The following is a 23,264-nucleotide window of genomic DNA, read 5'->3' as shown; positions in this document are numbered from 1 at the left end:
TTACTCCTTATTCTGCGGGGAAGAGGTGGGCATCTGACACAACCCCTGGGCCGGGATCGCCATCGCGGCATTGAACCGCGCTGATAAATTTTGCAGGCCGATCAGGGCGGTCAGCTCGGTGAGCGCCCTGGCGTCAAAATGCGCGGCCATCGCGCTGCGCAGGGCATCATCCACCTCCGGCGGCGTCTGGGTGGCGGCTTCGGCATAGGCCAGCGCCAGACGCTCTTTTTCGCTGAACAGCGTACTGCTGCGCCAGTCGGCGACCGCCAGGAGCTTGTCCTGGCTGCCGCTCCGCGCCGCGAGGGTCATGCTGGTGATATCGATACAGAATTCACAGTGGCACAGTTGGGCGATGCGGGCGCTGACCAGCGACCGCAGCACCGGATCCAGCGGCGAGCGGCGGCGTTCAATGTAGCCCACGAACAGAGAAACCAGGTAAAACAGCCACGGGATCCGTCCCCACCAGCGAATGGGGCTTAGCACCTGGCCGTAATGCCGGCGGTGCAGCCAGGCCTGCGGACGAAGGATCAGGGGGACAGAATCCAGCGGGGGTAAGCTCATGGCGACGATCTCTTATGACGTTCACGGTAAATATTTTTGGCGATAGAGATGACCACCGCCAGGGCAAAGAGCAGCGAAAGCCCGGTGGCCAGCCAGAAGGTGCCCCCGGTGAGCAGACTCCCGGCCCAGGAATAGACGATAGTCGCCGGCAGCTGGCCCACGCCGGTGGCCAGCATAAAGGGCCAGAAGCGCAGCGAGGTTAGTCCGGCGGCATAGCTGACCGGGTCAAACGGCACAAACGGCAGCAGGCGGCAGACCAGGATCGTCTGCGGGCCAAAGCGAGTGAAATAGCCGTCGACGCTGCGCAGCACCGCGCGGCCGGTGAGTTTTTCCACCACTTCGCGCCCCAGCGCTCTGGCGATGCAGAAGCAGAGCCCGGCCCCGACCATGGCGCTGAACCACGACAGCGCACCGCCCCAGAAGGCGCCGAACAGGGCGGCGTTCGCCAGGGTAATCAGGAAAGCCGGCAGCGGAGCGACGATCGCCTGGAGGATCATCAGCGCAAATGAGACCAGCGCGGCCTGCGGCCCCCAGGCGGCGATAAACCCTCTGACCTGCTGCGGATCCAGGGAGGCTAACGCCGTCAGACTCTGCTGCAGAAAGGCACGCCCGCCGGGGAACCACCACCAGGCGGCCAGCCCTGCGACGGCCACCACGGCAAGGGCCAGCCGGGCGCGGCGCAGGTGACGGCGATCAGGTTGGGTCATGACGCACCTCCTCGCCGGGTGTTGCCACACGGCGGGCGCGGGCAAACCGTTTGCCCATCTGCACCAGGGCAAACAGCAGCCCGCCGGCGAGGCTCAGTTTGAGCGCGAAGGCGAGAGTTACGCCCTCGCGGGCCAGCTCGCTGGCCATTACCGAATAGATGACCAGGCCCGGCAGGGTGGTCACGGCGGAGATCAGGGTAAAGGGCCAGAAAGGGATCGCCGTCAGTCCGTAGGCGTAATTCTGAATGTTGTAGGGAAAGAGCGGCACCAGGCGGGTGAGGATCAGGAAATCGCAGCCGCTGCGGGCGATACCGCGCTCAATCGCCTGAAAGACGGCGGTATGGCCCACATAGCGCTGCAGCAGATCGCGCCCAAGCCAGCGGGCGATTAAAAACGACAGCGCGGAGGCGAGGGTGGCGGCGGCAAACGAGAGCAGGGAGCCTGTCAGCGGGCCGAAGAGCATCCCGCCGGCGATCACCAGCAGGCTGCCGGGGATCAGACACAGGGTGGCAGTGATAAATAGCGCAACATAGACCAGATAGCTCCAGGCGCCATGATGGCGGAGGGTCTCCTGCAACAGATGCAGGTGAGTCAGCAGATCGTGGAGACCAGCGCGGTGGCTGATAACGGCCAGCGTGGTCGCCAGCGCGAGAAGTACCAGCCCTTTACCAATGGCCGGATGATGGCTTCTTTTTCATGAGGGGGTCTCCTGTACAGCCTGGACGCGGTGGACGTCAAAAAGTGCGCGCGACAGTATCCTGTTCCGACGACGGTCACAATGGTTTACCGTCGCTTTGTTGATTTTGCTCAGGAAATTCTGCCCCCCGCGCGGCGGGAGGCGAGAGAAGGGCGTAAATTATGGCCGGAAGGTGGCCCACACCGGCGCGTGGTCGGACGGTTTTTCCATTCCGCGGATCTCATAATCGATTCCGGTCTCCACGCAGCGCTGGGCCAGAGGCTGGCTGGCCAGCAGCAGGTCGATGCGCAGCCCGCGGTTATCGTCGAAGCCTTTGGAGCGGTAATCGAACCACGAGAAGTGCTCCTGATTGTCCGGATTAGCCTGACGCCAGGTATCCACCAGGCCCCAGCCCAGCAGGCGATCCATCCACTCCCGCTCTTCCGGCAGGAAGGAACATTTGCCGGTACGCAGCCAGCGTTTGCGGTTCTCTTCACCAATACCGATATCGAGATCGGTGGGACTGATGTTCATATCGCCCATGATCAGCACCGGATTCTCTTTGTTGAGTTCGGTCTCCAGATAGTTCTGCAGATTCTGATAGAACGCCGCTTTGGCCGGGAATTTGGTTTCATGATCGCGGCTTTCACCCTGTGGGAAATAACCGTTAATCACCGTGACGTTGCCGAAAGGCGACGGGATCTCCGCCATGATGATGCGGCGCTGAGCCTCTTCGCCATCGTCCGGGAAACCGCGGCGGACGGCAATCGGCGTGTCTTTGGTCAGCAGCGCGACGCCATAATGGCCTTTTTGTCCATGATAAAAGACGTTATAGCCGAGTTTGGCGACCTCTTCGAGAGGGAACATATCGTCGTGAACTTTGGTTTCCTGCAGGCCAATCACGTCCGGCTGGTGTTTTTCGACGATGGCGGCCAGTTGGTGTGGGCGGGCGCGCAGGCCGTTGATATTAAAAGAGACGAATTTCATAGTCGCTGCCACTGTGCAAGGTGAATAGTGCAGGGATGGTAGCAGAAATTCGCCTGGCTGGCTGCCATCGGATGCGTCATTCTGCCAATCGCTGCGCATGAGCGTGCCGTAGTTGCCCCTTTTACGGGCATGCCGCGCCAAAAAAGGGCAAATATCTACGATAAATTTCGCAGAGGATCACAATTACAGAATTATATCTTACCGTTGCATAACTTATCTTCTTTAATCACTGTTTATCCCCCTTTATCGGATACTTATTCACTAAATATGCATTTTATGTGAATAGCGTTCGGCTGTAACTCATTGATTCTGCGTTATCTCAACCGGTTTATGCATTTTTATCGCTGGCTGGCACGAACCGTGCAATCTACATTTACAGCGTAATAACTCATATTTATTAACATTATTGCTACTTTTAATTTACCGGAAGAGGTCGATATGTCTCAGTCAATTACGCGTAACCACTTTGATGAATGGATGATGCCGGTCTACGCGCCAGCGGCGTTTATTCCGGTGCGGGGCGCCGGGTCGCGGCTGTGGGATCAGCAGGGCAAAGAGTATATCGATTTTGCCGGCGGCATCGCCGTGAACGCGCTGGGGCACGCCCATCCGCGTCTGGTGCAAGCCCTGACTGACCAGGCCAGCAAATTCTGGCATACCGGCAACGGCTACACCAATGAGCCGATCCTGCGTCTGGCCAAAATGCTTATCGATGCCACCTTCGCCGACCGGGTCTTCTTCTGTAACTCCGGCGCTGAGGCCAATGAGGCGGCGCTCAAGCTGGCGCGTAAATATGCCCACGATCGCTTTGGCAGTGAGAAAAGCGGCATCGTCGCCTTTCAGAACGCTTTCCACGGGCGGACGCTGTTCACCGTCTCGGCAGGCGGTCAGCCGGCCTACTCCCGGGATTTTGCCCCGCTGCCGCCGCAGATCCAGCATGCGGTGTTTAACGATCTCGAGTCGGCAAAGGCCTTAATCAATGACCAGACCTGCGCGGTGATCGTCGAGCCGGTGCAGGGCGAAGGGGGCGTGGTGCCGGCCAGCGGCGAATTTTTACGCGGCCTGCGCCAGCTTTGCGACCAGCACAACGCTCTGCTGATTTTCGATGAAGTGCAGACCGGGGTCGGGCGCACCGGCGAGCTGTATGCCTATATGCACTACGGCGTGACGCCCGATGTGCTGACCACCGCCAAAGCGCTGGGCGGCGGTTTCCCTATCGGCGCGCTGCTGGCGACAGAGGCCTGCGCCAGCGTGATGACCGTCGGTACCCACGGCACCACCTACGGCGGCAACCCGCTGGCCGGGGCGGTGGCCGGCGAGCTGCTGTCGATCGTCAACACCCCGGAAGTCCTCTCCGGCGTCAGACAGCGCCACCAGTGGTTTTGCGAGCGTCTGCAGGCGATCAACGCCCGCTATGATCTGTTCAAGGAGATCCGCGGCCTGGGACTGCTGCTCGGCTGCGTACTGAACGACGCCTGGGCCGGGAAGGCGAAAACGCTCAGCAACCTGGCGGCGGAAGAGGGGGTGATGATCCTGATCGCCGGCGCTAATGTGGTGCGTTTTGCGCCGGCGCTGAACGTCAGTGAAGAAGAGGTGAATAGCGGGCTGGATCGCGTCGAGCGGGCCTGCGCGCGTTTCGTGGCAGGAGTCTCATCATGATGGTTATTCGACCGGTGGAGCCGGGCGATTTGCCCGGGCTGCTGAAGCTGGCAGCGGAGACCGGCGGCGGGCTGACCTCGCTGCCGGTGGATGAAGCGACCCTCGCGGCGCGGATCGCCCGCTCGCAGCAGACCTGGCGCGGCGAGCTACCGAAAAGCGAGCAGGGCTATGTCTTTGTGCTGGAGGAGAGCGAAAGCGGCGCGGTGGTGGGCATCTGCGCGATCGAGGTGGCGGTGGGGCTCAACGATCCCTGGTATAACTACCGGGTCGGCACCCAGGTCCATGCCTCGAAGGAGCTCAACGTCTATCAGGCGTTGCCGACGCTGTTTCTCAGCAACGACCATACCGGCAGCAGTGAGCTGTGTACCCTGTTCCTCGACCCGCAGTGGCGCAAAGAGGGCAATGGCTATCTGCTGTCGAAATCGCGCTTCTTATTTATGGCCGCCTTTCGCGAGCGCTTCAATGAGAAGGTGGTCGCCGAGATGCGCGGGGTGATTGACGAGCAGGGCTACTCGCCGTTCTGGGAGAGCCTGGGCAAACGCTTTTTCGCCATGGAGTTTTCCCGCGCCGACTACCTGTGCGGTACCGGACAGAAGGCTTTCATTGCCGCCCTGATGCCCAAGCATCCGCTGTATATCGATTTCCTTTCCCCTGAGGCGCAGGCAGTGATCGGCAAGGTTCATCCGCAGACCGCCCCGGCCCGGACGGTGCTGGAGAAAGAGGGGTTCCGCTACCTGAACTACATCGATATTTTCGACGGCGGCCCGACTCTGGAGTGCGACATCGACAGTGTGCGGGCGATCCGCAAAAGCCGTCTGGTGACCACCGAGGCCGGTGAAACCCCACCCGGTGACTGGCCGCTGTGCCTGGTGGCGAATGAACAGTATCACCAGTTCCGCGCTCTGCTGGTGCATGCCGACCCGGATGGCGACACCCTGACCCTCAGCGCCCGCGAACTGGATATGCTGAAGTGTCATGCCGGCGACCAGGTACGCATGGTGCGCCTGATCCCTGAGGAGAAAACCGCATGAGTCTGTGGATTAATGGCGAGTGGCGGCCCGGTCGTGGGCCAGGTTTCAGTAAACAGGATCCGGTTAACCTGAAGGTTGTGTGGCAGGGCGAAGCGGCGGATGCCGGGCAGGTTGCTGAGGCGGTGGCGGCTGCCCGCCAGGCGTTCCCGGCCTGGGCGCGGCTGCCGTTTGCCGACCGTCAGGCGATCGTTGAAAAGTTTGCCGCCCTGCTGGAGGCCAGTAAGGCTGAGCTGACGGCGATGATCGGCGCCGAGACCGGAAAGCCGCGCTGGGAGGCGGCCGGGGAAGTGACGGCGATGATCAACAAGGTGGCGATCTCGGTGAAGGCCTACCACGTCCGCACCGGCGAACAGCACAGCGATCTGCCCGACGGCGCCGCCACGCTGCGTCACCGGCCGCACGGCGTGCTGGCGGTGTTTGGCCCCTATAACTTTCCCGGCCATCTGCCGAACGGGCACATCGTACCGGCGCTGCTGGCGGGCAATACTGTGGTCTTTAAACCCAGCGAACTCACCCCGTGCAGCGGCGAAGCGGTGGTGAAACTATGGCAGCAGGCCGGCCTGCCCGCCGGGGTGCTCAACCTGGTGCAGGGCGGTCGGGAAACCGGCGAGGCGCTCAGCGGTCAGGCGGATATCGACGGGCTGCTGTTTACCGGCAGCTCAACCACCGGTTTTCATCTGCATCGCCAGCTGGCCGGGCAGCCGCAGAAGATCCTCGCGCTGGAGATGGGCGGCAATAACCCGCTGATCGTCGACGATCCGCGGGACGTGGATGCCGCGGTGCATCTGACCATCCAGTCCGCCTTTATTACCGCCGGCCAGCGCTGCACCTGCGCCCGCCGTCTGCTGGTCCGGCGCGGCGAGGCGGGCGATGCCTTCCTCTCCCGGCTGGTGACGGTGAGCCAGCGGCTGATCCCGGCGGCGTGGGACGCCGAGCCGCAGCCGTTTCTCGGCGGGCTTATCTCTGAACCGGCCGCGCAGAAAGTGCATCAGGCCTGGCTGCAGCGGGTCGCCGCTGGCGCGGTCACGCTGCTGGAGCCACGTTTATTGCAGGCCGGAACGTCGCTGCTAACGCCGGGGATTGTCGACATGAGCGACATGGCCAATGTTGAAGATGAAGAGGTGTTTGGCCCGCTGCTTGGCGTCTGGCGCTACGACACGTTCGAGGAGGCGATTGCCTTAGCCAACGCCACCCGCTTCGGCCTCTCCTGTGGGTTAATCTCTCCGGAACGGGAGAAGTTTGATCGACTGCTGCTCGAGGCGCGGGCAGGGATAGTCAACTGGAACAAACCGCTGACCGGGGCGGCGAGTACCGCGCCGTTCGGCGGCACCGGGGCGTCCGGTAACCATCGTCCGGGGGCCTGGTATGCCGCCGATTATTGCGCCTGGCCGATGGCCAGCCTTGAATCGCCGACCCTGACGCTGCCCGCCAGCCTGAACCCGGGGCTCGACTTTCTGGCCGGGGAGGCGTCATGACCGCCCGCGAAGTCAACTTTGACGGTCTGCCCGGGCTGACCCATCACTACGCCGGGCTCTCCTTTGGCAACGAGGCTTCCACCCGGCACCGCCACCGGGTGTCGAACCCGCAGCTGGCGGCAAAGCAAGGGCTGAAAAAAATGAAAGCCCTCGCCGACGCCGGCTACCCGCAGGCAGTGATCCCGCCTCAGGAGCGGCCCAATGTGCCACTCCTGAGGCAGCTGGGCTTTAGCGGCAGCGATGAGCAGGTGGTGGCCCGGGCGGCGCAGCAGGATCCGGATCTGCTGTCGGCGGTGAGTTCGGCCTCGGCAATGTGGGTGGCGAACGCGGCGACGGTCTGTCCCTCCGCCGATTCGCTGGATGGCCTGGTGCACCTGACGGTGGCGAATCTGCAGGATAAATTCCACCGCGCCAGCGAAGCACCGACCACAGAGGCGCTGCTGCAGGCGATATTCCCCGACCGCACGCGATTTGCCATCCACCCGGCGCTGCCCGCCTCGGCCTGGTTTGGCGACGAAGGGGCGGCGAACCATAACCGTCTCGGCGGCGAGTATGGCGCCCCCGGCGTCCAGCTCTTTGTCTATGGCCGCCGCCGGGGGAGCGAGGAGGCCCCGCGTCGCTATCCGGCGCGGCAAACCCTTGAGGCCAGCCAGGCGGTAGCGCGCCTCAATCAGGTCAATCCCCGTCAGTTGATCTTCGCCCGCCAGCATCCGACGGCGATCGACACGGGGGTTTTTCATAACGATGTTATCGCGGTGAGCAACCGTCAGGTCCTGTTCTGCCATGAGCAGGCCTTTGCCGACCAGACCGCGCTTCTCCAGCAGCTGGCGCAGCGGGTGCCGGGTTTTACGCCGCTGGTGGTCCCCGCCAGTCGGGTCACGGTGGCAGAGGCGGTTGCCACCTATCTGTTCAACAGCCAGCTGCTGAGCAGGGCGGATGGCAGCATGGCGCTGCTCCTGCCCCACGAAGCGCAGGAGCATGCCGGCGTCTGGGAATACCTCAATGAGCTGCTGGCCGGGGACAACCCCATCGCCGCGCTACAGGTGTTCGATCTGCGCGAGAGTATGGCCAACGGCGGCGGTCCGGCGTGCCTGCGCCTGCGGGTGGTGTTGACGGCCGAGGAGTATCAGGCGGTCAATCCGCACGTCCTGATGAACGATACGCTGTTTGCCACCCTCAATGACTGGGTGGATCGCTACTATCGCGATCGCCTTACCCAGGCCGACCTCGCCGACCCGCAACTGCTGCGGGAAGGGCGTGACGCGCTGGATCGGTTGACCCAGATCCTGCAGCTCGGTTCGGTTTATCCATTTCAGCAATAAGGGGGCGCGGTGGAACATTTTTTGGCATTAACCCTGGCGGGGCGTTTGCCCCACCATTTTCACGGCGAGACGGCGCACTTTCGCTGGCACTGGTTGGGAGAGGGGATCCTCGAGCTGACGCCGCATGCGCGCTGCGAGCGCGGGCTGGTACTCTCCTGCGCCATTCATGGCAACGAAACGGCACCGGTGGAGATAGTCGACCACCTGGTGCAGCGACTGGTCCGGGAGGCACTCCCGCTGCGCTGGCGGTTGCTGGTGATCGTTGGCAACCCACCGGCGCTGCGGGCGAATAAGCGCTATCTGCACAGCGATATGAACCGGATGTTTGGCGAGCGCTGGCGGCAGTTTCCGCTCAGTGAGGAGACGCAGCGGGCGCAGCGGCTGGAGCAGGCGGTGGCCCGCTTCTATCGCGACCACGATGGTCCTCGTTGGCACCTCGATCTGCATACCGCGATCCGCGGCTCGCTACATCCGCGCTTCGGCGTGCTCCCGGCCCGCGATACGCCGTGGGAGGAGGATTTTCTTCACTGGCTGGGCGGCGCCGGGCTGGAGGCGCTGGTGTTTCATCGTCAGCCAGGCGGGACCTTTACCCACTTCAGCTGCGAACGGTTCGCGGCGCTGGCCTGCACCCTTGAGCTGGGCAAAGCGCTGCCGTTGGGTGAAAACGATCTGACGCAGTTTGCCGCCGCCGAAGGCGCGCTTTCCCGGCTGCTGGTGGGGGATCTGGCCATTGCCGACGCCCCGGCGCCGCTGCGCTACCGGGTGGTACAGCAGATCACCCGCCATAGCGATGATTTCCACTTGCATATGGCGGATCAGACGCTGAACTTCACCCCCTTCGAACCCGGCACGCTGCTGGCGGAGGAGGGCGAGACGCGGTATGTGGTGGGGCCTGAGCCGGAGTATGTCCTGTTTCCCAATCCGACAGTGGCTAAGGGACTGCGCGCCGGCCTGATGCTGGAGAAATTATCCTGAGGGCAAGCCGTCCGCCGGGCGGCCTGCTTTATTTCGCGCGTCTTTTTTCACCATCTTATTTTTTCGTGCGCCAGTGTAAATTTGCAGATTATTCCTGGTAAAATGCTTTGTTTTTAATCTCCCCTCCTTTATACTCTCCATAATTTCTCTGCAAAACAGTGGGTTATTTATTTTTTATTGCAATTCTTCGGCTAAATTCCTTATTTTCTCCATAATTGGCGAGAAACTGTTTTTTACACTTTCATTGTTTTACTCTTGCTCTGACTAATTGACGATTAACGTCGTAAAGTTAATCTCGTCAACACGGCAACGCGCCGTAAGAATAACGTAAAGTAAGGATTGAATGATGAAGAAACTCACTGCACTGTTTGTTGCCTCTACTCTGGCTCTGGGCGCGGCTAACCTGGCACACGCCGCCGACACCACCACCGCGCCGAGCGACAGCAAGCCGATGATGATGCATCATAAAGGCGGCCCGGGTCAGCATGACATGATGTTTAAAGGCCTGAACCTGACCGATGCGCAGAAACAACAGATCCGCGACATCATGAAGAGCCAGCGTGAGAACATGAAGCGTCCGTCCCTCGACGAACGCCGCGCGATGCACGATCTGATCGCCAGCGACACCTTCGATAAGGCGAAAGCGGAAGCGCAGATCGATAAGATGGAAGCGCAGCATAAAGCGATGGCGCTGTCCCGCCTGGAAACGCAGAACAAGATCTACAACATTCTGACTCCAGAGCAGAAAAAACAGTTCAATGCTAATTTTGAGAAGCATCTGACAGAACGCAACGCGCCGGCAGGTAAAATGCCTGCACCTGCTGAATAATGTAGCGAACTGAATCAAGACCGCCGGTCTTGCCCAATAATGCCATCAGGCGTTGGGCAGGGCCGGCGGTTTTTTTATTGGTGGTTTCTCAGCCAAGCGGGTGCAGCGGGTAGTTGCCGCTGAGCAGGGGCTTACAGAGGATCTTGTAACCATCCTGGTCGAATCCGGCGGGCAGACGGGTCAACTCCGCGGCCTGGTCGAGCGAGTCGACGGCGCCCAGCCACAGCCAGTTATGAATGACGTGATACTGCGTCATATCCGGGCCGCGCTCCTCCAGCGCCACTGGCCCCGCCCACGGCCAGCACACCAGCTGCAGTTTACTCATCTGCGCCAGCAGGCGCTCGCTGTGCGCCTCCACGCTCTCCTTTCCACAGCAGGCGCCGGCGCAGCGGCCCAGCGCGGAGCGAAAGCAGGCGCGGCCGCGGCTGAGCGGTTCCAGACCAAGCAGGCCATAACAGAGGCGCTGTTCGTCGGCAAGGCTCTGCAGCATCTGCAGCGCCGCCCGCCGGTTGGCGAACAGGCCATAGAGATGCTGCTGGTGCGAGAAATCAACCTCGCGGGCATAGACAATCTGCGGCCGGTGGTCCGCAAGTCGCCAGGCGCAGAGCTGCTTGTTACGCCGTAGCCGCTTGTTAAACAGCGGCTGCTGCTCTTTAATCAGCCGCGCCTCCAGCAGCAGCGCTCCCAGCTCGCCTGCGGTGCGCTGCCAGGTGATACGCCGCGACTGACGCAGCATCGCGGCCTCTTCGGGCGTGCGCAGGTGAGATAACACACGGCTGCGAAGGTTGACGCTCTTACCGATATAGAGCGGCATTGTGTCGCTGTCGCCGTGAAACTGATAGACGCCCGGCAGCTTTGGCAGCGCCTCCAGCCACGGGCGAAGATGTTCGGGATATTCATAGATCGCCGCCGCTTCAAACTCCAGACGCGGGGCAGATTGCTTTCTGGCCACAATAACTCCTGATACTGTCTATCTATCCAGTATAGCAGGCGGTTTTTGCGGCGAAAAGCGCAAAAAATAACCCCGGCGCGGGCCGGGGCGGGGAGGGACTATTTTTTCCAGAAATCGTCAAAGACGGTGATCGGTGGCCGACGCTTGTGTTCGGTTTTCAGATACCAGCCTTCGATCGTTTTGGCGATACTAGGATCCAGCGTTTTGCCTTCCAGATAATCGTCGATGTTCTCGTAGGTGACACCCAGGGCCACTTCATCCGGCAGGGAGGGGCGATCGTCTTCCAGGTCGGCGGTCGGCAGCTTCTTATACAGATGTTCCGGGCAGCCGAGATGGGCCAGCAGCTGTTTGCCCTGACGTTTGTTCAGGCGGAAAATTGGGTTGATGTCGGTGCCGCCGTCGCCATATTTGGTGAAGAAGCCGGTAATCGCTTCCGCCGCATGGTCGGTGCCGACCACCACCCCTTTGGTCATTCCGGCGATGCTGTACTGGGCCTTCATCCGCTCACGGGCTTTTTCGTTACCGCGAACAAAGTCGCTCAGTTCGATCCCCGCTTCGCGGAGCGCCTGTTCACTGGCCAGTACCGAGGCTTTGATATTCACCGTCAGCACCCGGTCAGGCTGGATAAAGGCGATGGCGTCCTGGCAGTCCTGCTCATCCGCCTGCACGCCATAGGGCAACCGAACGGCAATAAACTGCAGGCTGCTGTCGCCCGTTTCGGCACGCAGTTCATTAATCGCCATCTGGCACAGTTTCCCCGTCAGGGTGGAGTCCTGGCCGCCGCTGATACCCAGCACCAGCGATTTAATAAACGGGTAGGTCTGCAGGTAGGACTTCAGGAAATCGACGCTGCGGCGGATCTCGCCGGCGACATCAATCTGCGGCTTTGCGCCCAGCGCCTGAATAATCTCTTGTTGTAGCGTCATCGCGCCCTCCGAAAGTGAATCTGTTTGGCAAGCTGTTGGCTTAAAGCTACCTCTTTGCCGCTGAAACGACAAGGACCGGGGTTTTGACTGCCGGAAAAGAAGGCAATCAATGACATAGGATTTCATTATAGATGCCACTGCGCGGGAGAAACCGCCGGTCGGCAGCGGCGCGTCAATCCTGTTTACGCAATAACACAATCAGACATGATTTCGCTGTTCGGCTTGAAAAATAACACTATTTATTCCAGGCTTATCGTTACACAGTAGAAAAGAGGAACCAAAATGAACAAAAGCTTAGCAGGAATACTGGGCGTCACCGTCGCGTTAACCTTACTGGCGGGCTGTACCGCTTACGATCGTACCAAAGACCAGTTTACCCAGCCGGTGGTGAAAGATGTGAAGAAAGGGATGTCGCGTCAGCAGGTGATGCAGATCGCTGGGAAACCTTCAACGGAAGTGACCATGGTTCATGCCCGCGGCACCTGCCAGACCTACATCCTCGGTCAACGGGATGGTAAAGTAGAGACCTACTTTGTGGCCCTCGACGACACCGGCCATGTGATTAACTCCGGCTACCAGACCTGCGCCGAGTATGATACTGACCCGCGCAACGCCAAGTAAGCTTCCTACTGTTTACTGAGCCCTACGTAAGCCCGACCACTGGTCGGGCTTTTTTGTGAGTACTGATGCTTATTTAATTGCGCGAATTATTTGGGTGAAAATGTGAGGGTAGTCAAAACCAGAGGTCAATGAGAGACAATTCTGTTCAACAGCGAATTATCCTGGCGGCTCAGCTTGCCGTATACTCAACCCATAAACAGAATTAACCGGATGTTACCAGTCTTACCGGCTCTCAGCGGTTGCTGAAGGCCCTGGTCTCACACATTGAGGAAGCGTTCATGGAAAAGAAACACATTTATCTCTTCTGCTCGGCAGGCATGTCTACATCACTGCTGGTCTCCAAAATGCGCGCGCAGGCAGAAAAATACGAAGTCCCGGTCATTATTGAAGCCTATCCCGAAACCCTGGCAGGTGAAAAGGGACCGGAAGCCGACGTGGTATTATTAGGACCACAAATTGCGTATATGTTACCGGAAATTCAGCGCCTGCTGCCGAATAAACCGGTAGAAGTCATCGATTCTCTTCTGTATGGCAAGGTGGATGGTTTAGGTGTATTGAAAGCCGCCGTCGCGGCCATTAAGAAAGCTGCAGCACAATAATTTTAACTTTTAAAACTCGATGTATTTTGACGCCTGGCGGCACCCTGTTGCCGGACGTCAAAAAATAAAGAGTTTATTTTCCCGTCAAAGAGTAATTTCATACATCATCGCCGTAATAGTTTATTGCGGCTTTTAAGGGTATTGACTATGAGTAAAGTGATCGACTCGCTTGAAAAGGTACTCCTTCCTTTTGCAGTGAAAATAGGAAAGCAGCCGCATATTAATGCGATTAAAAACGGATTTATTAAGTTAATGCCGTTGACCCTCGCCGGGGCCATGTTTGTATTAATTAACAACGTTTTTCTGAGCTTCGGCGAAGGCTCTTTCTTTTATTCCATGGGCATTCGACTGGATGCCTCCACCATTGAAACCTTAAACGGCTTTAAGGCTATCGGCGGGAACGTCTATAACGGTACCCTCGGCATTATGTCGCTGATGGCGCCGTTCTTTATCGGCTCCGCGCTGGCGGAAGAGCGCAAAGTTGACCCGATGGCCGCGGGCCTGCTGGCGGTGGCGGCCTTCATGACCGTGACCCCGTATAGCGTGGGCGAAGCCTATGCGGTGGGCGCCAACTGGCTGGGCGGGCAGAACATCATCTCCGGGATGATTATCGGTCTGGTTGTCGCGGAACTGTTCACCTTCGTGATCCGTCGTAACTGGGTGATCAGACTGCCGGACAGCGTGCCAGGGTCAGTATCGCGCTCTTTCTCCGCGCTGATCCCGGGCTTCTTGATCCTCTCCATCTTCGGCATTATCTCGTGGGCCCTGTCGAGCTACGGCAGCAACTTCCACCAGATAATCATGGACTCGATCTCCACGCCGCTGGCGGCGATGGGCAGCGTGGTCGGCTGGGCATACGTTATCTTTAACTCCCTGCTGTGGTTCTTCGGTGTGCACGGTTCCCTGGCGCTGACGGCGCTGGATAACGGCATCATGACCCCGTGGGCGCTGGAAAACATCGCGCTGTACAACCAGTACGGCTCGGTTGATGCGGCTATCGAAGCAGGCAAACAGTTCCACTTCTGGGCCAAGCCGATGCTCGACTCCTATATCCTGCTGGGTGGCTCCGGGGCAACGTTGGGTCTGATTATCGCCATCTTTATCGCTTCCCGTCGCGCTGACCATCGTCAGGTGGCGAAGCTGGCACTGCCGTCAGGCATCTTCCAGATTAACGAACCGATTCTGTTTGGTCTGCCGATCATTATGAACCCGGTGATGTTTATCCCCTTCGTGCTGGTCCAGCCGATTCTGGCAGCCATTACGCTGGCGGCTTATAGCCTGGGGATTATCCCTCCGGTGACCAACCTGGCGCCGTGGACCATGCCGACCGGTCTGGGAGCGTTCTTTAACAGTAACGGCAGCGTGGCCGCCCTGCTGGTAGCCCTGTTCAACCTTGGCGTCGCGACTCTGGTCTACCTGCCGTTTGTGGTGCTGTCGAATAAAGCGCAGACCGTCATCGAGCAGGAAGAGAGCGAAGAAGACATCGCTAACGCACTGAAATTCTGATACCGCGCGGTACGGGCAGTGCCCCGTACCGCCTGATAAATGAGGGAAATATTATGTTTGATCTGGACAACATCGACGCGGTAGAAACCCCGGAAAATGACCTCGAAGAGGTGGTGATGGGGTTGATTATCAACTCCGGACAGGCCCGCAGCCTGGCCTATGGCGCGCTGAAGCAGGCGAAGCAGGGCGATTTTGCCGCGGCGAAAGCGATGATGGAGCAGTCGCGCCAGGCGCTGAGCGAGGCGCATCGCGTGCAGACCCAGCTTATCGAAAGCGATGAAGGCGAAGGAAAAATGAAGGTCAGCCTGGTGCTGGTGCATGCTCAGGACCATCTGATGACCTCGATGCTGGCCCGTGAGCTGGTCGCCGAATTGATTGAGCTGCACGAGAAGGTACAATAGGCCATCGCGACGATGAGGCAGCCCAGGATGATGACCACCGAGATCAGTACCGCCAGAGAACAACAGCTGTTCAACGGGAAGAACTTTCATGTGGTCATCTATAACAAAACGGAAAGCGTGAGCGGGCTTCACCAGCATGATTACTACGAATTTACCGTGGTATTAACCGGGCGCTATTACCAGGAGATCAATGGCAAACGGGTGCTGCTGGAGCGCGGGGATTTCGTCTTTATCCCGATGGGGTCGCACCACCAGAGCTTTTACGAATTTGGGGCGACGCGCATCCTTAACGTCGGCATCAGCAGACGCTTCTTTGAGAAACATTATCTGCCGCTGCTGCCGTTTGGCCTGGTGGCCTCACAGGTTTACGCCGTGCAGAGCGCTTTTCTCGGCTACGTTGAGTCGGTTATCGCCTCACTCAATTTTCGCGAAACGGAATTTGACGAATTTATCGAGCTGGTTTCCTTTTATGTCATTAACCGTTTACGCCACTATCGCGAAGAGCCGGTTGCCGATGTTATTCCGCAATGGCTAAAAAATACCGTTGAGGCCATGCACGATAAGCTGAAATTCGGTGAGGGCGCGCTCGAGAATATGGTTCGTCTCTCGGGAAAAACGCAGGAATATTTAACCCGGGCGACCCAGCGCTATTATGGTAAAACGCCGATGCAGATAATTAATGATATCCGTATTAACTTTGCCAAAAAGCAGCTGGAAATTACCAACTATTCGGTGACGGATATTGCGTATGAATCCGGGTACAGTAGCCCGAGCCTGTTTATTAAAACCTTTAAAAAACTGACGTCGTTTACGCCGAGCAGTTATCGCAAACATTTGACCAGTATTAATTAAACCCGCGCGGTTTTATCCGCCAGGTTTATACCGTAAATCATTCAAATTAACTGTCCGCATTGTTGCGGAGAGCGGCCTGCGTCCAGGCGTAGCGCCCAAGGGAGAAAAAGATGAGCCAGAAATTAAAAGTAGTCACTATTGGCGGCGGCAGCAGCTATACCCCGGAATTACTGGAAGGCTTTCTGAAACGTTACCATGAACTGCCGGTCACTGAACTGTGGCTGGTGGATGTGGAAGAGGGCCAGGAGAAGCTCGATATTATCCATGCGCTGTGCGAGCGGATGGTGGAAAAAGCCGGCGTGCCGATGAAGGTCTATAAAACGCTGGATCGCCGTGCGGCGCTGCAGGGCGCGGATTTTGTCACCACCCAGCTGCGCGTGGGCCAGCTGAAGGCGCGTGAAAAAGATGAGCGTATTCCGCTGAGCCACGGCTACCTGGGCCAGGAGACCAACGGGGCGGGTGGGCTGTTTAAAGGGCTGCGCACCATCCCGGTGATTTTTGATATCGTAAAAGATGTGCAGGAGATTTGCCCGGACGCGTGGATCATCAACTTCACCAACCCGGCGGGCATGGTCACCGAGGCGGTCTATCGCCACACCAGTTTCAAACGCTTTATCGGCGTGTGCAACATTCCTATCGGCATGAAGATGTTCATCACCGACGTGCTGCAGCTCAGCCCGAGCGATGAGCTGAATATCGACCTGTTCGGTCTGAATCATCTGGTGTTCGTCCGCGACGTGCTGGTTAACGGCGTCTCGCGCTTCGATGAACTGCTGGACGGCGTGGCCTCTGGCCGCCTGACCGCGAACTCGGTGAAAAATATTTTCGACCTGCCGTTTAGCGAGGGGCTGATCCGCTCCCTGCGCCTGATCCCATGCTCCTATCTGCTCTACTACTTTAAGCCAAAAGAGATGCTGGCGATTGAGATGGGCGAGTACTATAAGGGCGGCGCGCGCGCCCAGGTGGTGCAGAAGGTGGAGAAACAGCTGTTCGAGCTGTATAAAAATCCGGATCTCAAGGTCAAGCCGAAGGAGCTGGAGCAGCGCGGCGGCGCCTACTACTCCGATGCCGCTTGCGAAGTGATCAACGCTATCTATAACGACAAGCAGACTGAGCACTATGTGAATATCCCGCATCATGGCCACGTGGATAATATCCCGGCGGACTGGGCGGTCGAGATGAGCTGCACCTTAGGTCGCGACGGCGCGAAGCCGACGCCGCGCATCACCCATTTCGATGAGAAGGTACTGGGGCTTATCTACACCATCAAGGGGTTCGAAGTGGCGGCCAGCCAGGCGGCGATCAGCGGCGAGCTGAATGATGTGCTGCTGGCGCTGAACTTAAGCCCGCTGATCCATTCCGATCGTGACGCCGAGCAGCTGGCGCGGGAGATGATTCTGGCGCATGAAAAATGGCTGCCGAACTTTGCGGCGACTATCGAAAAACTGAAATCTTAACAGGAGCGGCCAATGGAACGCGTATTGATCGTCAATGCCGACGACTTCGGCCTCAGTAAAGGGCAGAACTACGGCATTATCGAGGCCTGCCGCAACGGCGTGGTGACATCGACCACGGCGCTGGTCAACGGCGCGGCCATTGACCACGCCGCCCAGCTAAGCCGCAGTACCCCGGAGCTGGCGGTCGGCATGCACTTTGTGCTGACGCTGGGCGAGCCGCTGTCGGCCATGCCGGGATTAACCCGCGAAGGCCGGCTGGGCAAATGGATCTGGCAGCAGGCAGAAGAAGGTCGCCTGCCGCTGGAGGAGATCGCCCACGAGCTGGCGTGTCAGTACCGTCGTTTTGTCGATCTCTTCGGTCATGAGCCGACGCATCTCGACAGCCACCACCATGTGCATATGATCGCCCCGATCTATCCCATCGTGGCGGCCTTTGCCCGCGAGAAGGGTATCGCGTTACGTATTGACCGCCAGGTGGCGGCGCAGAGTGGGCTCGATCAACAGGCGGCGCGCAGCAGCGCAGGCTTCAGCAGCGAGTTTTACGGCGAAGCTGTCTCTGAGGAACTGTTTCTGCAGACGCTGGATGCCTCAATCGCCCGCGGGGAGCGTTCCCTGGAGGTGATGTGTCATCCGGCTTTTGTCGATCAGACCATTATGGGCAGCGCCTACTGCTACCCGCGGCTGGGTGAGCTTGATGTGCTGACGTCTGCCGCGCTGAAAGCGGCGGTAGCCGACCGGGGTTATCGTCTGGGAACCTACCGCGACGTGTAAGCCCGATGGGGGAAAGGGAAAGTGAATCAAGCCCGGCACCGTGTGCCGGGCTTTTTACTACGCCGGAATAGCGGCGATTTTTGGACTTCTCGACCACACGCGATGCGCCGTCATCAGGGCGAGCAGTGTGTCCGCCGCTGGCGTGTCGAGAGCATCGGTGACGATGACCCCCTCTTCACCCTGGGCTGGGACCTGCAGAACGGACGTCAGCTGTCGCGCATCCCCTGCCAGCAGGATCGGCTTCAGATGCTTATAGGCTTCCAGCAGGTAATAGCGCGCGTCGCCGCTCTGGCTCAGGGCGCTGAGGTCGCCGCCAGGCACCACTACCGCATCCACCGTCAGCGATGGGGAACCGGCGAAGGTGCCGGCGATCGGCAGGGGAGAGCCATCGTCGGCGATGACTTCGCCCATCCGCGAGTAGAGCAGCTTGCTGTGCACGCCCTGGGCCTGCAGCGCCTGCAGGAGATGGACCAGATCCTGCGCCAAGGTGCGTTCGTTGAGCAGGACGGCCACTACACGGCCTTTCACATCCCCTTCGGCGTCGGCGTAGAGGCTGAGGCTGGGGTCTTTCTCCACGCCGTTGACCGGGGAAGGCAGGGTAATGTTACGCTGATCGTCGCTCAGTTCGATACCTAAGTTCGCCCCGACCGCTTCCGCCAGCTTAGTATCAATGTGGGCCAGATGATCGACCACCCGCTCGCGGATCCAGGTGCGGACCACTTTGCTGAGTTCAAAGCTGAAACCATCGATAATATGCTGCTGCTCAATCGGCGTCTGGCTCAGCCAGAACAGACGCGGCTGGGCGTAATATTCGCCGAACGAAGGGCTGCGCTGGCGGATTTTTTCGCCGTCGACGCGCTCGGCGAGGGACTCAAAGCCGCCGCGTTTGGCCGCTGGCGGCGTCTCGCGCGGCCAGTTGTCGTTAATGGAGTTGGGCTCATAGTTGGCCGGATTGGTGTCAATGTCCATCCGGTGCATCCCGTCGCGCTGGAAATTGTGATACGGGCAGGTTGGACGGTTGATGGGGATTTCATGGAAGTTCGGCCCACCCAGGCGGCTAATTTGCGTGTCGGTGTAAGAGAAGAGGCGCCCCTGCAGCAGCGGATCGTTGCTGAAATCAATGCCCGGTACGATATGCCCGGGATGAAAGGCCGCCTGTTCGTTTTCGGCAAAGAAGTTGTCCGGATTGCGGTTGAGGACCATCTTGCCAACCCGTAAGACCGGCACCAGCGCCTCGGGGATCAGCTTGGTGGGATCGAGCAGATCGAAGTCAAAATCAAACTCGTTCTCCTCGGGGATGAGCTGCAGGCCAAGCTCAAATTCCGGGTAGTCCCCGGCTTCGATGGCCTCCCACAGGTCGCGGCGATGAAAATCGGGGTCGCGACCGGTCAGCTTCTGCGCTTCATCCCACACCAGCGACGCCTTGCCGGCGACGGGTTTCCAGTGGAAGCGAACGAAGGTGGCTTTGCCCTCGGCGTTGATCAGACGGAAAGTGTGGATCCCAAAGCCTTCCATGGTGCGATAGCTGCGCGGGATGCCGCGATCCGACATCGCCCACATCACATTGTGCAGCGTTTCCGGTTGCAGGGAGACATAGTCCCAGAAAGTATCGTGGGCGCTCTGTCCCTGCGGGATGGCCCAGTGGGGCTCAGGCTTCACGGCGTGGACAAAATCGGGGAACTTTATCGCGTCCTGGATGAAGAAGACCGGTGTGTTGTTGCCGACCAGGTCAAAAATCCCTTCGTCAGTGTAAAACTTGGTAGCGAAGCCGCGAATATCGCGGACGGTGTCCGCCGACCCCGCGCCGCCCTGCACGGTGGAGAAGCGCACAAAGACCGGGGTGATCTTATCGGCTGCCGAGAGAAAATCGGCTTTGGTCAACGCTGTCAGGCTTTTGTAGGGCTGGAAGTAACCGTGGGCGGCAGAGCCGCGGGCATGAACGATACGCTCCGGAATTCGCTCATGGTCAAAGTGGGTAATCTTCTCCCGCAGAATGAAATCTTCCAGCAGCGTTGGGCCGCGGGCGCCGGCGCGTAGCGAATTCTGATCGTCGGCAATACGTACGCCCTGGTTGGTGGTCAGCGGATAGTCTTCTCCGCCTTTACGCTGCGGCTCCAGGGCGTCAAGTTTGCTGCTGTGGGTATCAGGCGCTTTCAGGCTACCAGGGGCGGTCGGTTCGGCGCCTGGGGCGGTGGGTTTCGGCGTGGGGCGCCACTCCTGGTCATCCGGCGCCAGCGAGTCGAGCCCCGGTTTCGCTTCTTCGCTGTCGTGGACCGGTGCCTGCTGGTGGTGAGGGTTTGGGTGCTTATCAGACATTACTCGTCTCCTGCTTTCATTGCTAAAAGTGGTCGTTGATAAACCAAAACCCTTCTAACTATAGAACATTACGCTGCCTGCGCTCGGCGCAGGGGCAGGGAGTTATCCTAAAATGCGCATCGGCGGCAGGGGGGCGACGAACGGGCCCACAATCGGCTATGATAGAGGTTTCTGTTTCCCGCTCTGTTTAGTGAATCCATTTGTTATGAAACCATTGCGCCAACAAAATCGCCCTGTCATTAGCTACGTGCCGCGCGTGGAGCCTGCGCCTCCGGAACATGCCGTGAAAATGGACCATTTTCGCGATGTCTGGATTTTGCGCGGGAAGTATGTCGCCTTTCTGCTGATGGGGGAGCATTTTCGCCGCTCGCCAGCGTTCAGCGTGCCGGAGTCGGCCCAGCGCTGGGCTAACCAGGTGCGTCAGGAAGGTGAGATTGAAGCCTGAGTCTGCTGCAGAAATAAAAAAACCGCTGATAATCAGCGGTTTTTTTGTGCTTACCGTTTAGCGATGCGCCAGCTCGGCCTCTTCTTCGCTATCGAAAATCGACTTGTCGGTCTGGCGCAGCCACTGGCTGGTCAGGGTCCCGGCGGTCATTGAGCCGTTAACGTTCAGCGCGGTACGCCCCATGTCGATCAGCGGTTCGACGGAGATCAGCAGCGCTACCAGGGTCACCGGCAGGCCCATCGCCGGCAGAACGATTAGCGCGGCGAAGGTGGCCCCGCCGCCCACCCCGGCGACGCCCGCCGAGCTGACGGTGACGATGCCCACGAGGGTGGCAATCCACATCGGATCCAGCGGGTTAATGCCCACGGTCGGCGCGACCATGACTGCCAGCATGGCCGGGTAGATACCGGCGCAGCCGTTCTGACCGATGGTGGCGCCAAAGGAGGCGGAGAAGCTGGCAATTGACTCCGGTACGCCCAGGCGTCGGGTCTGCGCTTCCACGTTCAGCGGAATCGACGCGGCGCTGGAGCGGCTGGTGAAGGCGAAGGTGATCACCGGCCAGACTTTACGGAAGTACTTCAGCGGGCTGATGCCGTTAATCGCCAGCAGCAGGCCGTGGACGACAAACATAATGCCCAGCGCAATGTACGAAGCTACCACGAAGCCGCCAAGTTTGATGATGTCCTGCAGATTCGACCCGGCAACCACTTTGGTCATCAGGGCCAGTACGCCGTAAGGGGTCAGCTGCATCACCAGACGAACCAGCTTCATCACCCAGCCCTGCAGGGTATCGATGGCCGTCAGCACGCGCTGGCCTTTTTCCACATCCTCTTTCAGCAGCTTAAGCGCTGCCACGCCGAGGAATGCCGAGAAAATGACGATACTGATGATGGAGGTCGGGTTAGCCCCGGTCAGGTCAGCAAATGGGTTCTTCGGCACAAAGGAAAGGATCAGCTGCGGTACGCTGAGATCGGCCACTTTTCCCACATAGTTGCTCTGGATGGCGTTCAGACGGGCTGTTTCTGCGCTGCCCTGAACCAGACCCTCGGCGGTGAGGCCGAACATATTGGTCACCAGCACGCCAACCAGCGCAGCGATAAGCGTGGTGAACAGCAGAGTGCCGATGCTCAGGAAGCTGATTTTTCCCAGCTGAGAGGCATTATGCAGCCTGGCCACCGCGCTCAGGATCGAGGCGAAGACCAGCGGCATCACAATCATTTGCAGCAGCTGGACATAGCCATTACCGACGATATTGAACCACTGGATGGAATCCTTCAGCACCTGGCTGTCAGACCCGTAGATCAGCTGCAGCGCCAGACCAAAGACCACACCAATGGCCAGACCAACCAGCACTTTCCTGGCCAGGCTCCACTGTTTATGGCGAGTTTGCCCCAGCGCAAACAGTAATACGGCGAACACGACTACGTTCGCTATTAATGGAAAGTTCATCCCCGTTCTCCTGATATTTTTATAACCTGGGCTGGTGGATAACCAGCTCTTATGACGGCAAGGTTAGCAGAAGGCGTTATCAAGGACTTATATTCAAATGGAATGGGTTATAACCAAATGGTGTTTTCCGGCGGTTTATCGGCCACTCTGATGACTAATGAAGCGATTGAAGGTGATTTGCAGGGAATTGATCACTCCGGAAGACCAGCGTATTGCGCTGTTGTCCGCCAGCGTCTGCGGCATCCAGACGGCATAGACGAACAGCGCCATGCATAAAGCGCGCTCCAGTTGGTTACCCTTGCGCGGCGCGAGGATCGGCAGCCGGAAGCGCCAGCGGCAGGGCCACAGCAGCGGCACCCCGGCGGGGGTGAGCATATCGGCGAGGATGTGGCTGAGATAGCCCAGCACCAGGCCCTGGAGGGCGTCCGCCGGGACAATCCAGCTGTCAGGCACCTTGAGGTAGAATAGCGTCAGCGCGCCAAAGACGGCCAGCAGGCTATGGGTGAAGCCGCGGTGGCCAAAGGCCCGCGCCACGGGCTTTGAGATCCAGCTCAGTCGTTGGCCGAGAAATGACTTAGGGTGATCGATGTCCGGCAGCAGGCAGGTCAATACCGCAGAGGGCACAATATGCCACCAGTCGCCCTGCGCCAGCACCGGCGTTAACTCTGCGTTTTTGGCAAATACTGCGCAGGCGATTGAAAAGAAGAGATGGCCTTCCGCCGTCATGATAACACACCCTAAACTGTC

At 59.1% G+C, this 23,264-nt stretch carries 24 protein-coding genes; 15 read left to right on the top strand and 9 right to left on the bottom strand.

Annotated features, from left to right (window positions below; genetic code table 11):
• From SP68_RS15310 to xthA, 4 genes are all read right to left on the bottom strand, one after another.
• Window positions 1-561, bottom strand: a complete 561-nt coding sequence (locus tag SP68_RS15310) for a carboxymuconolactone decarboxylase family protein (protein WP_008807736.1) — start codon at window positions 559-561, stop codon at window positions 1-3.
• On the bottom strand, window positions 558-1,268 hold the full coding sequence (locus SP68_RS15305; RefSeq protein WP_008807737.1) for a TVP38/TMEM64 family protein: 711 nt from the start codon (window positions 1,266-1,268) through the stop codon (window positions 558-560). The genes SP68_RS15310 and SP68_RS15305 overlap by 4 nt, the downstream gene beginning before the upstream one ends.
• Window positions 1,255-1,902, bottom strand: a complete 648-nt coding sequence (locus tag SP68_RS15300) for a TVP38/TMEM64 family protein (protein ID WP_226613127.1) — start codon at window positions 1,900-1,902, stop codon at window positions 1,255-1,257. Before SP68_RS15300 ends, SP68_RS15305 begins: the two co-directional genes overlap by 14 nt.
• 222 nt (window positions 1,903-2,124) lie before the next feature.
• Window positions 2,125-2,931 (bottom strand): exodeoxyribonuclease III, encoded by an 807-nt coding sequence (xthA, locus tag SP68_RS15295; RefSeq protein ID WP_012968464.1) that lies wholly within the window; start codon window positions 2,929-2,931, stop codon window positions 2,125-2,127.
• 438 nt (window positions 2,932-3,369) lie between these two features.
• Between xthA and astC the strand changes: the two genes are divergently transcribed.
• The 6 genes from astC (at window position 3,370) to spy (ending at window position 10,222) form a co-directional block, all read left to right on the top strand.
• The gene (gene astC, locus SP68_RS15290) at window positions 3,370-4,590 is read left to right on the top strand and encodes a succinylornithine/acetylornithine transaminase (RefSeq protein ID WP_040975823.1); all 1,221 of its coding nucleotides are present in this window, start codon (window positions 3,370-3,372) and stop codon (window positions 4,588-4,590) included.
• Window positions 4,587-5,621 carry an arginine N-succinyltransferase gene (gene astA / locus SP68_RS15285; RefSeq protein ID WP_022065126.1) on the top strand — a complete coding sequence of 345 codons (1,035 nt, stop codon included), beginning with the start codon at window positions 4,587-4,589 and terminating at the stop codon, window positions 5,619-5,621. The genes astC and astA overlap by 4 nt, the downstream gene beginning before the upstream one ends.
• The gene (astD, locus tag SP68_RS15280) at window positions 5,618-7,096 is read left to right on the top strand and encodes a succinylglutamate-semialdehyde dehydrogenase (RefSeq protein ID WP_022065125.1); all 1,479 of its coding nucleotides are present in this window, start codon (window positions 5,618-5,620) and stop codon (window positions 7,094-7,096) included. Before astA ends, astD begins: the two co-directional genes overlap by 4 nt.
• Window positions 7,093-8,418 (top strand): N-succinylarginine dihydrolase, encoded by a 1,326-nt coding sequence (gene astB, locus SP68_RS15275; protein ID WP_022065124.1) that lies wholly within the window; start codon window positions 7,093-7,095, stop codon window positions 8,416-8,418. Before astD ends, astB begins: the two co-directional genes overlap by 4 nt.
• A gap of 9 nt (window positions 8,419-8,427) precedes the next feature.
• Window positions 8,428-9,393 carry a succinylglutamate desuccinylase gene (gene astE / locus SP68_RS15270; protein ID WP_022065123.1) on the top strand — a complete coding sequence of 322 codons (966 nt, stop codon included), beginning with the start codon at window positions 8,428-8,430 and terminating at the stop codon, window positions 9,391-9,393.
• Window positions 9,394-9,736: 343 nt separating this feature from the next.
• Complete coding sequence (gene spy / locus SP68_RS15265) at window positions 9,737-10,222, top strand: ATP-independent periplasmic protein-refolding chaperone Spy (RefSeq protein ID WP_008807744.1); 486 nt, start codon at window positions 9,737-9,739, stop codon at window positions 10,220-10,222.
• A gap of 88 nt (window positions 10,223-10,310) precedes the next feature.
• Here the strand turns inward: spy and cho are convergent, their stop codons facing one another.
• Together cho and nadE are read right to left on the bottom strand one after the other, a co-directional pair.
• Complete coding sequence (gene cho, locus SP68_RS15260) at window positions 10,311-11,174, bottom strand: excinuclease Cho (RefSeq protein ID WP_022065122.1); 864 nt, start codon at window positions 11,172-11,174, stop codon at window positions 10,311-10,313.
• Window positions 11,175-11,272: 98 nt separating this feature from the next.
• The gene (gene nadE / locus SP68_RS15255) at window positions 11,273-12,100 is read right to left on the bottom strand and encodes an ammonia-dependent NAD(+) synthetase (RefSeq protein ID WP_008807746.1); all 828 of its coding nucleotides are present in this window, start codon (window positions 12,098-12,100) and stop codon (window positions 11,273-11,275) included.
• Between the two features lie 282 nt (window positions 12,101-12,382).
• Here nadE and osmE point away from each other — a divergent pair, with 282 nt between their 5' ends.
• The 8 genes from osmE (at window position 12,383) to chbG (ending at window position 18,307) form a co-directional block, all read left to right on the top strand.
• Entirely contained in the window at window positions 12,383-12,721 is a 339-nt protein-coding gene (osmE, locus tag SP68_RS15250; protein WP_008807747.1) for an osmotically-inducible lipoprotein OsmE, read from the top strand.
• Between the two features lie 278 nt (window positions 12,722-12,999).
• Complete coding sequence (gene chbB / locus SP68_RS15245; RefSeq protein WP_002901547.1) at window positions 13,000-13,320, top strand: PTS N,N'-diacetylchitobiose transporter subunit IIB; 321 nt, start codon at window positions 13,000-13,002, stop codon at window positions 13,318-13,320.
• Window positions 13,321-13,339: 19 nt separating this feature from the next.
• The gene (locus tag SP68_RS28425) at window positions 13,340-13,456 is read left to right on the top strand and encodes a hypothetical protein (RefSeq protein ID WP_012542074.1); all 117 of its coding nucleotides are present in this window, start codon (window positions 13,340-13,342) and stop codon (window positions 13,454-13,456) included.
• An 11-nt stretch (window positions 13,457-13,467) separates the two neighbouring features.
• The gene (chbC, locus tag SP68_RS15240; RefSeq protein WP_008807749.1) at window positions 13,468-14,826 is read left to right on the top strand and encodes a PTS N,N'-diacetylchitobiose transporter subunit IIC; all 1,359 of its coding nucleotides are present in this window, start codon (window positions 13,468-13,470) and stop codon (window positions 14,824-14,826) included.
• Window positions 14,827-14,879: 53 nt separating this feature from the next.
• Window positions 14,880-15,227 carry a PTS N,N'-diacetylchitobiose transporter subunit IIA gene (gene chbA, locus SP68_RS15235; protein WP_004140356.1) on the top strand — a complete coding sequence of 116 codons (348 nt, stop codon included), beginning with the start codon at window positions 14,880-14,882 and terminating at the stop codon, window positions 15,225-15,227.
• 27 nt (window positions 15,228-15,254) lie between these two features.
• Window positions 15,255-16,079 carry a transcriptional regulator ChbR gene (gene chbR, locus SP68_RS15230; protein ID WP_012968458.1) on the top strand — a complete coding sequence of 275 codons (825 nt, stop codon included), beginning with the start codon at window positions 15,255-15,257 and terminating at the stop codon, window positions 16,077-16,079.
• Between the two features lie 110 nt (window positions 16,080-16,189).
• Window positions 16,190-17,536 (top strand): 6-phospho-beta-glucosidase, encoded by a 1,347-nt coding sequence (locus tag SP68_RS15225; RefSeq protein WP_008807751.1) that lies wholly within the window; start codon window positions 16,190-16,192, stop codon window positions 17,534-17,536.
• Between the two features lie 12 nt (window positions 17,537-17,548).
• Entirely contained in the window at window positions 17,549-18,307 is a 759-nt protein-coding gene (gene chbG / locus SP68_RS15220; RefSeq protein ID WP_012542072.1) for a chitin disaccharide deacetylase, read from the top strand.
• Window positions 18,308-18,364: 57 nt separating this feature from the next.
• Here the strand turns inward: chbG and katE are convergent, their stop codons facing one another.
• Complete coding sequence (gene katE, locus SP68_RS15215; protein ID WP_022065121.1) at window positions 18,365-20,623, bottom strand: catalase HPII; 2,259 nt, start codon at window positions 20,621-20,623, stop codon at window positions 18,365-18,367.
• A gap of 205 nt (window positions 20,624-20,828) precedes the next feature.
• Between katE and cedA the strand changes: the two genes are divergently transcribed.
• Window positions 20,829-21,068, top strand: a complete 240-nt coding sequence (gene cedA, locus SP68_RS15210; protein ID WP_004151919.1) for a cell division activator CedA — start codon at window positions 20,829-20,831, stop codon at window positions 21,066-21,068.
• Between the two features lie 57 nt (window positions 21,069-21,125).
• Here the strand turns inward: cedA and SP68_RS15205 are convergent, their stop codons facing one another.
• Together SP68_RS15205 and SP68_RS15200 are read right to left on the bottom strand one after the other, a co-directional pair.
• Window positions 21,126-22,517 carry an L-cystine transporter gene (locus tag SP68_RS15205; protein WP_008807755.1) on the bottom strand — a complete coding sequence of 464 codons (1,392 nt, stop codon included), beginning with the start codon at window positions 22,515-22,517 and terminating at the stop codon, window positions 21,126-21,128.
• Window positions 22,518-22,652: 135 nt separating this feature from the next.
• Window positions 22,653-23,243, bottom strand: a complete 591-nt coding sequence (locus tag SP68_RS15200) for a metal-dependent hydrolase (protein ID WP_002901611.1) — start codon at window positions 23,241-23,243, stop codon at window positions 22,653-22,655.
• Window positions 23,244-23,264: the final 21 nt, after the last annotated feature.

It is taken from the genome of Klebsiella variicola, assembly GCF_000828055.2.
Taxonomy (GTDB): domain Bacteria; phylum Pseudomonadota; class Gammaproteobacteria; order Enterobacterales; family Enterobacteriaceae; genus Klebsiella; species Klebsiella variicola.
This window is presented reverse-complemented; position numbering and strand designations above follow the sequence as displayed.

Bases quoted from the DNA above. Each gene is read 5' to 3' on its own strand.
- spy (WP_008807744.1), top strand. From the start codon at position 9,737: ATGATGAAGAAACTCACTGCACTGTTTGTTGCCTCTACTCTGGCTCTG.
- chbA (WP_004140356.1), top strand. From the start codon at position 14,880: ATGTTTGATCTGGACAACATCGACGCGGTAGAAACCCCGGAAAATGAC.
- osmE (WP_008807747.1), top strand. From the start codon at position 12,383: ATGAACAAAAGCTTAGCAGGAATACTGGGCGTCACCGTCGCGTTAACC.
- astD (WP_022065125.1), top strand. From the start codon at position 5,618: ATGAGTCTGTGGATTAATGGCGAGTGGCGGCCCGGTCGTGGGCCAGGT.
- SP68_RS15225 (WP_008807751.1), top strand. From the start codon at position 16,190: ATGAGCCAGAAATTAAAAGTAGTCACTATTGGCGGCGGCAGCAGCTAT.
- xthA (WP_012968464.1), bottom strand. From the start codon at position 2,931: ATGAAATTCGTCTCTTTTAATATCAACGGCCTGCGCGCCCGCCCACAC.
- astC (WP_040975823.1), top strand. From the start codon at position 3,370: ATGTCTCAGTCAATTACGCGTAACCACTTTGATGAATGGATGATGCCG.
- SP68_RS15200 (WP_002901611.1), bottom strand. From the start codon at position 23,243: ATGACGGCGGAAGGCCATCTCTTCTTTTCAATCGCCTGCGCAGTATTT.
- SP68_RS28425 (WP_012542074.1), top strand. From the start codon at position 13,340: ATGTATTTTGACGCCTGGCGGCACCCTGTTGCCGGACGTCAAAAAATA.
- katE (WP_022065121.1), bottom strand. From the start codon at position 20,623: ATGTCTGATAAGCACCCAAACCCTCACCACCAGCAGGCACCGGTCCAC.
- nadE (WP_008807746.1), bottom strand. From the start codon at position 12,100: ATGACGCTACAACAAGAGATTATTCAGGCGCTGGGCGCAAAGCCGCAG.
- cedA (WP_004151919.1), top strand. From the start codon at position 20,829: ATGAAACCATTGCGCCAACAAAATCGCCCTGTCATTAGCTACGTGCCG.
- SP68_RS15305 (WP_008807737.1), bottom strand. From the start codon at position 1,268: ATGACCCAACCTGATCGCCGTCACCTGCGCCGCGCCCGGCTGGCCCTT.
- chbC (WP_008807749.1), top strand. From the start codon at position 13,468: ATGAGTAAAGTGATCGACTCGCTTGAAAAGGTACTCCTTCCTTTTGCA.
- astB (WP_022065124.1), top strand. From the start codon at position 7,093: ATGACCGCCCGCGAAGTCAACTTTGACGGTCTGCCCGGGCTGACCCAT.
- SP68_RS15310 (WP_008807736.1), bottom strand. From the start codon at position 561: ATGAGCTTACCCCCGCTGGATTCTGTCCCCCTGATCCTTCGTCCGCAG.
- chbG (WP_012542072.1), top strand. From the start codon at position 17,549: ATGGAACGCGTATTGATCGTCAATGCCGACGACTTCGGCCTCAGTAAA.
- SP68_RS15205 (WP_008807755.1), bottom strand. From the start codon at position 22,517: ATGAACTTTCCATTAATAGCGAACGTAGTCGTGTTCGCCGTATTACTG.
- chbR (WP_012968458.1), top strand. From the start codon at position 15,255: ATGATGACCACCGAGATCAGTACCGCCAGAGAACAACAGCTGTTCAAC.
- chbB (WP_002901547.1), top strand. From the start codon at position 13,000: ATGGAAAAGAAACACATTTATCTCTTCTGCTCGGCAGGCATGTCTACA.
- astA (WP_022065126.1), top strand. From the start codon at position 4,587: ATGATGGTTATTCGACCGGTGGAGCCGGGCGATTTGCCCGGGCTGCTG.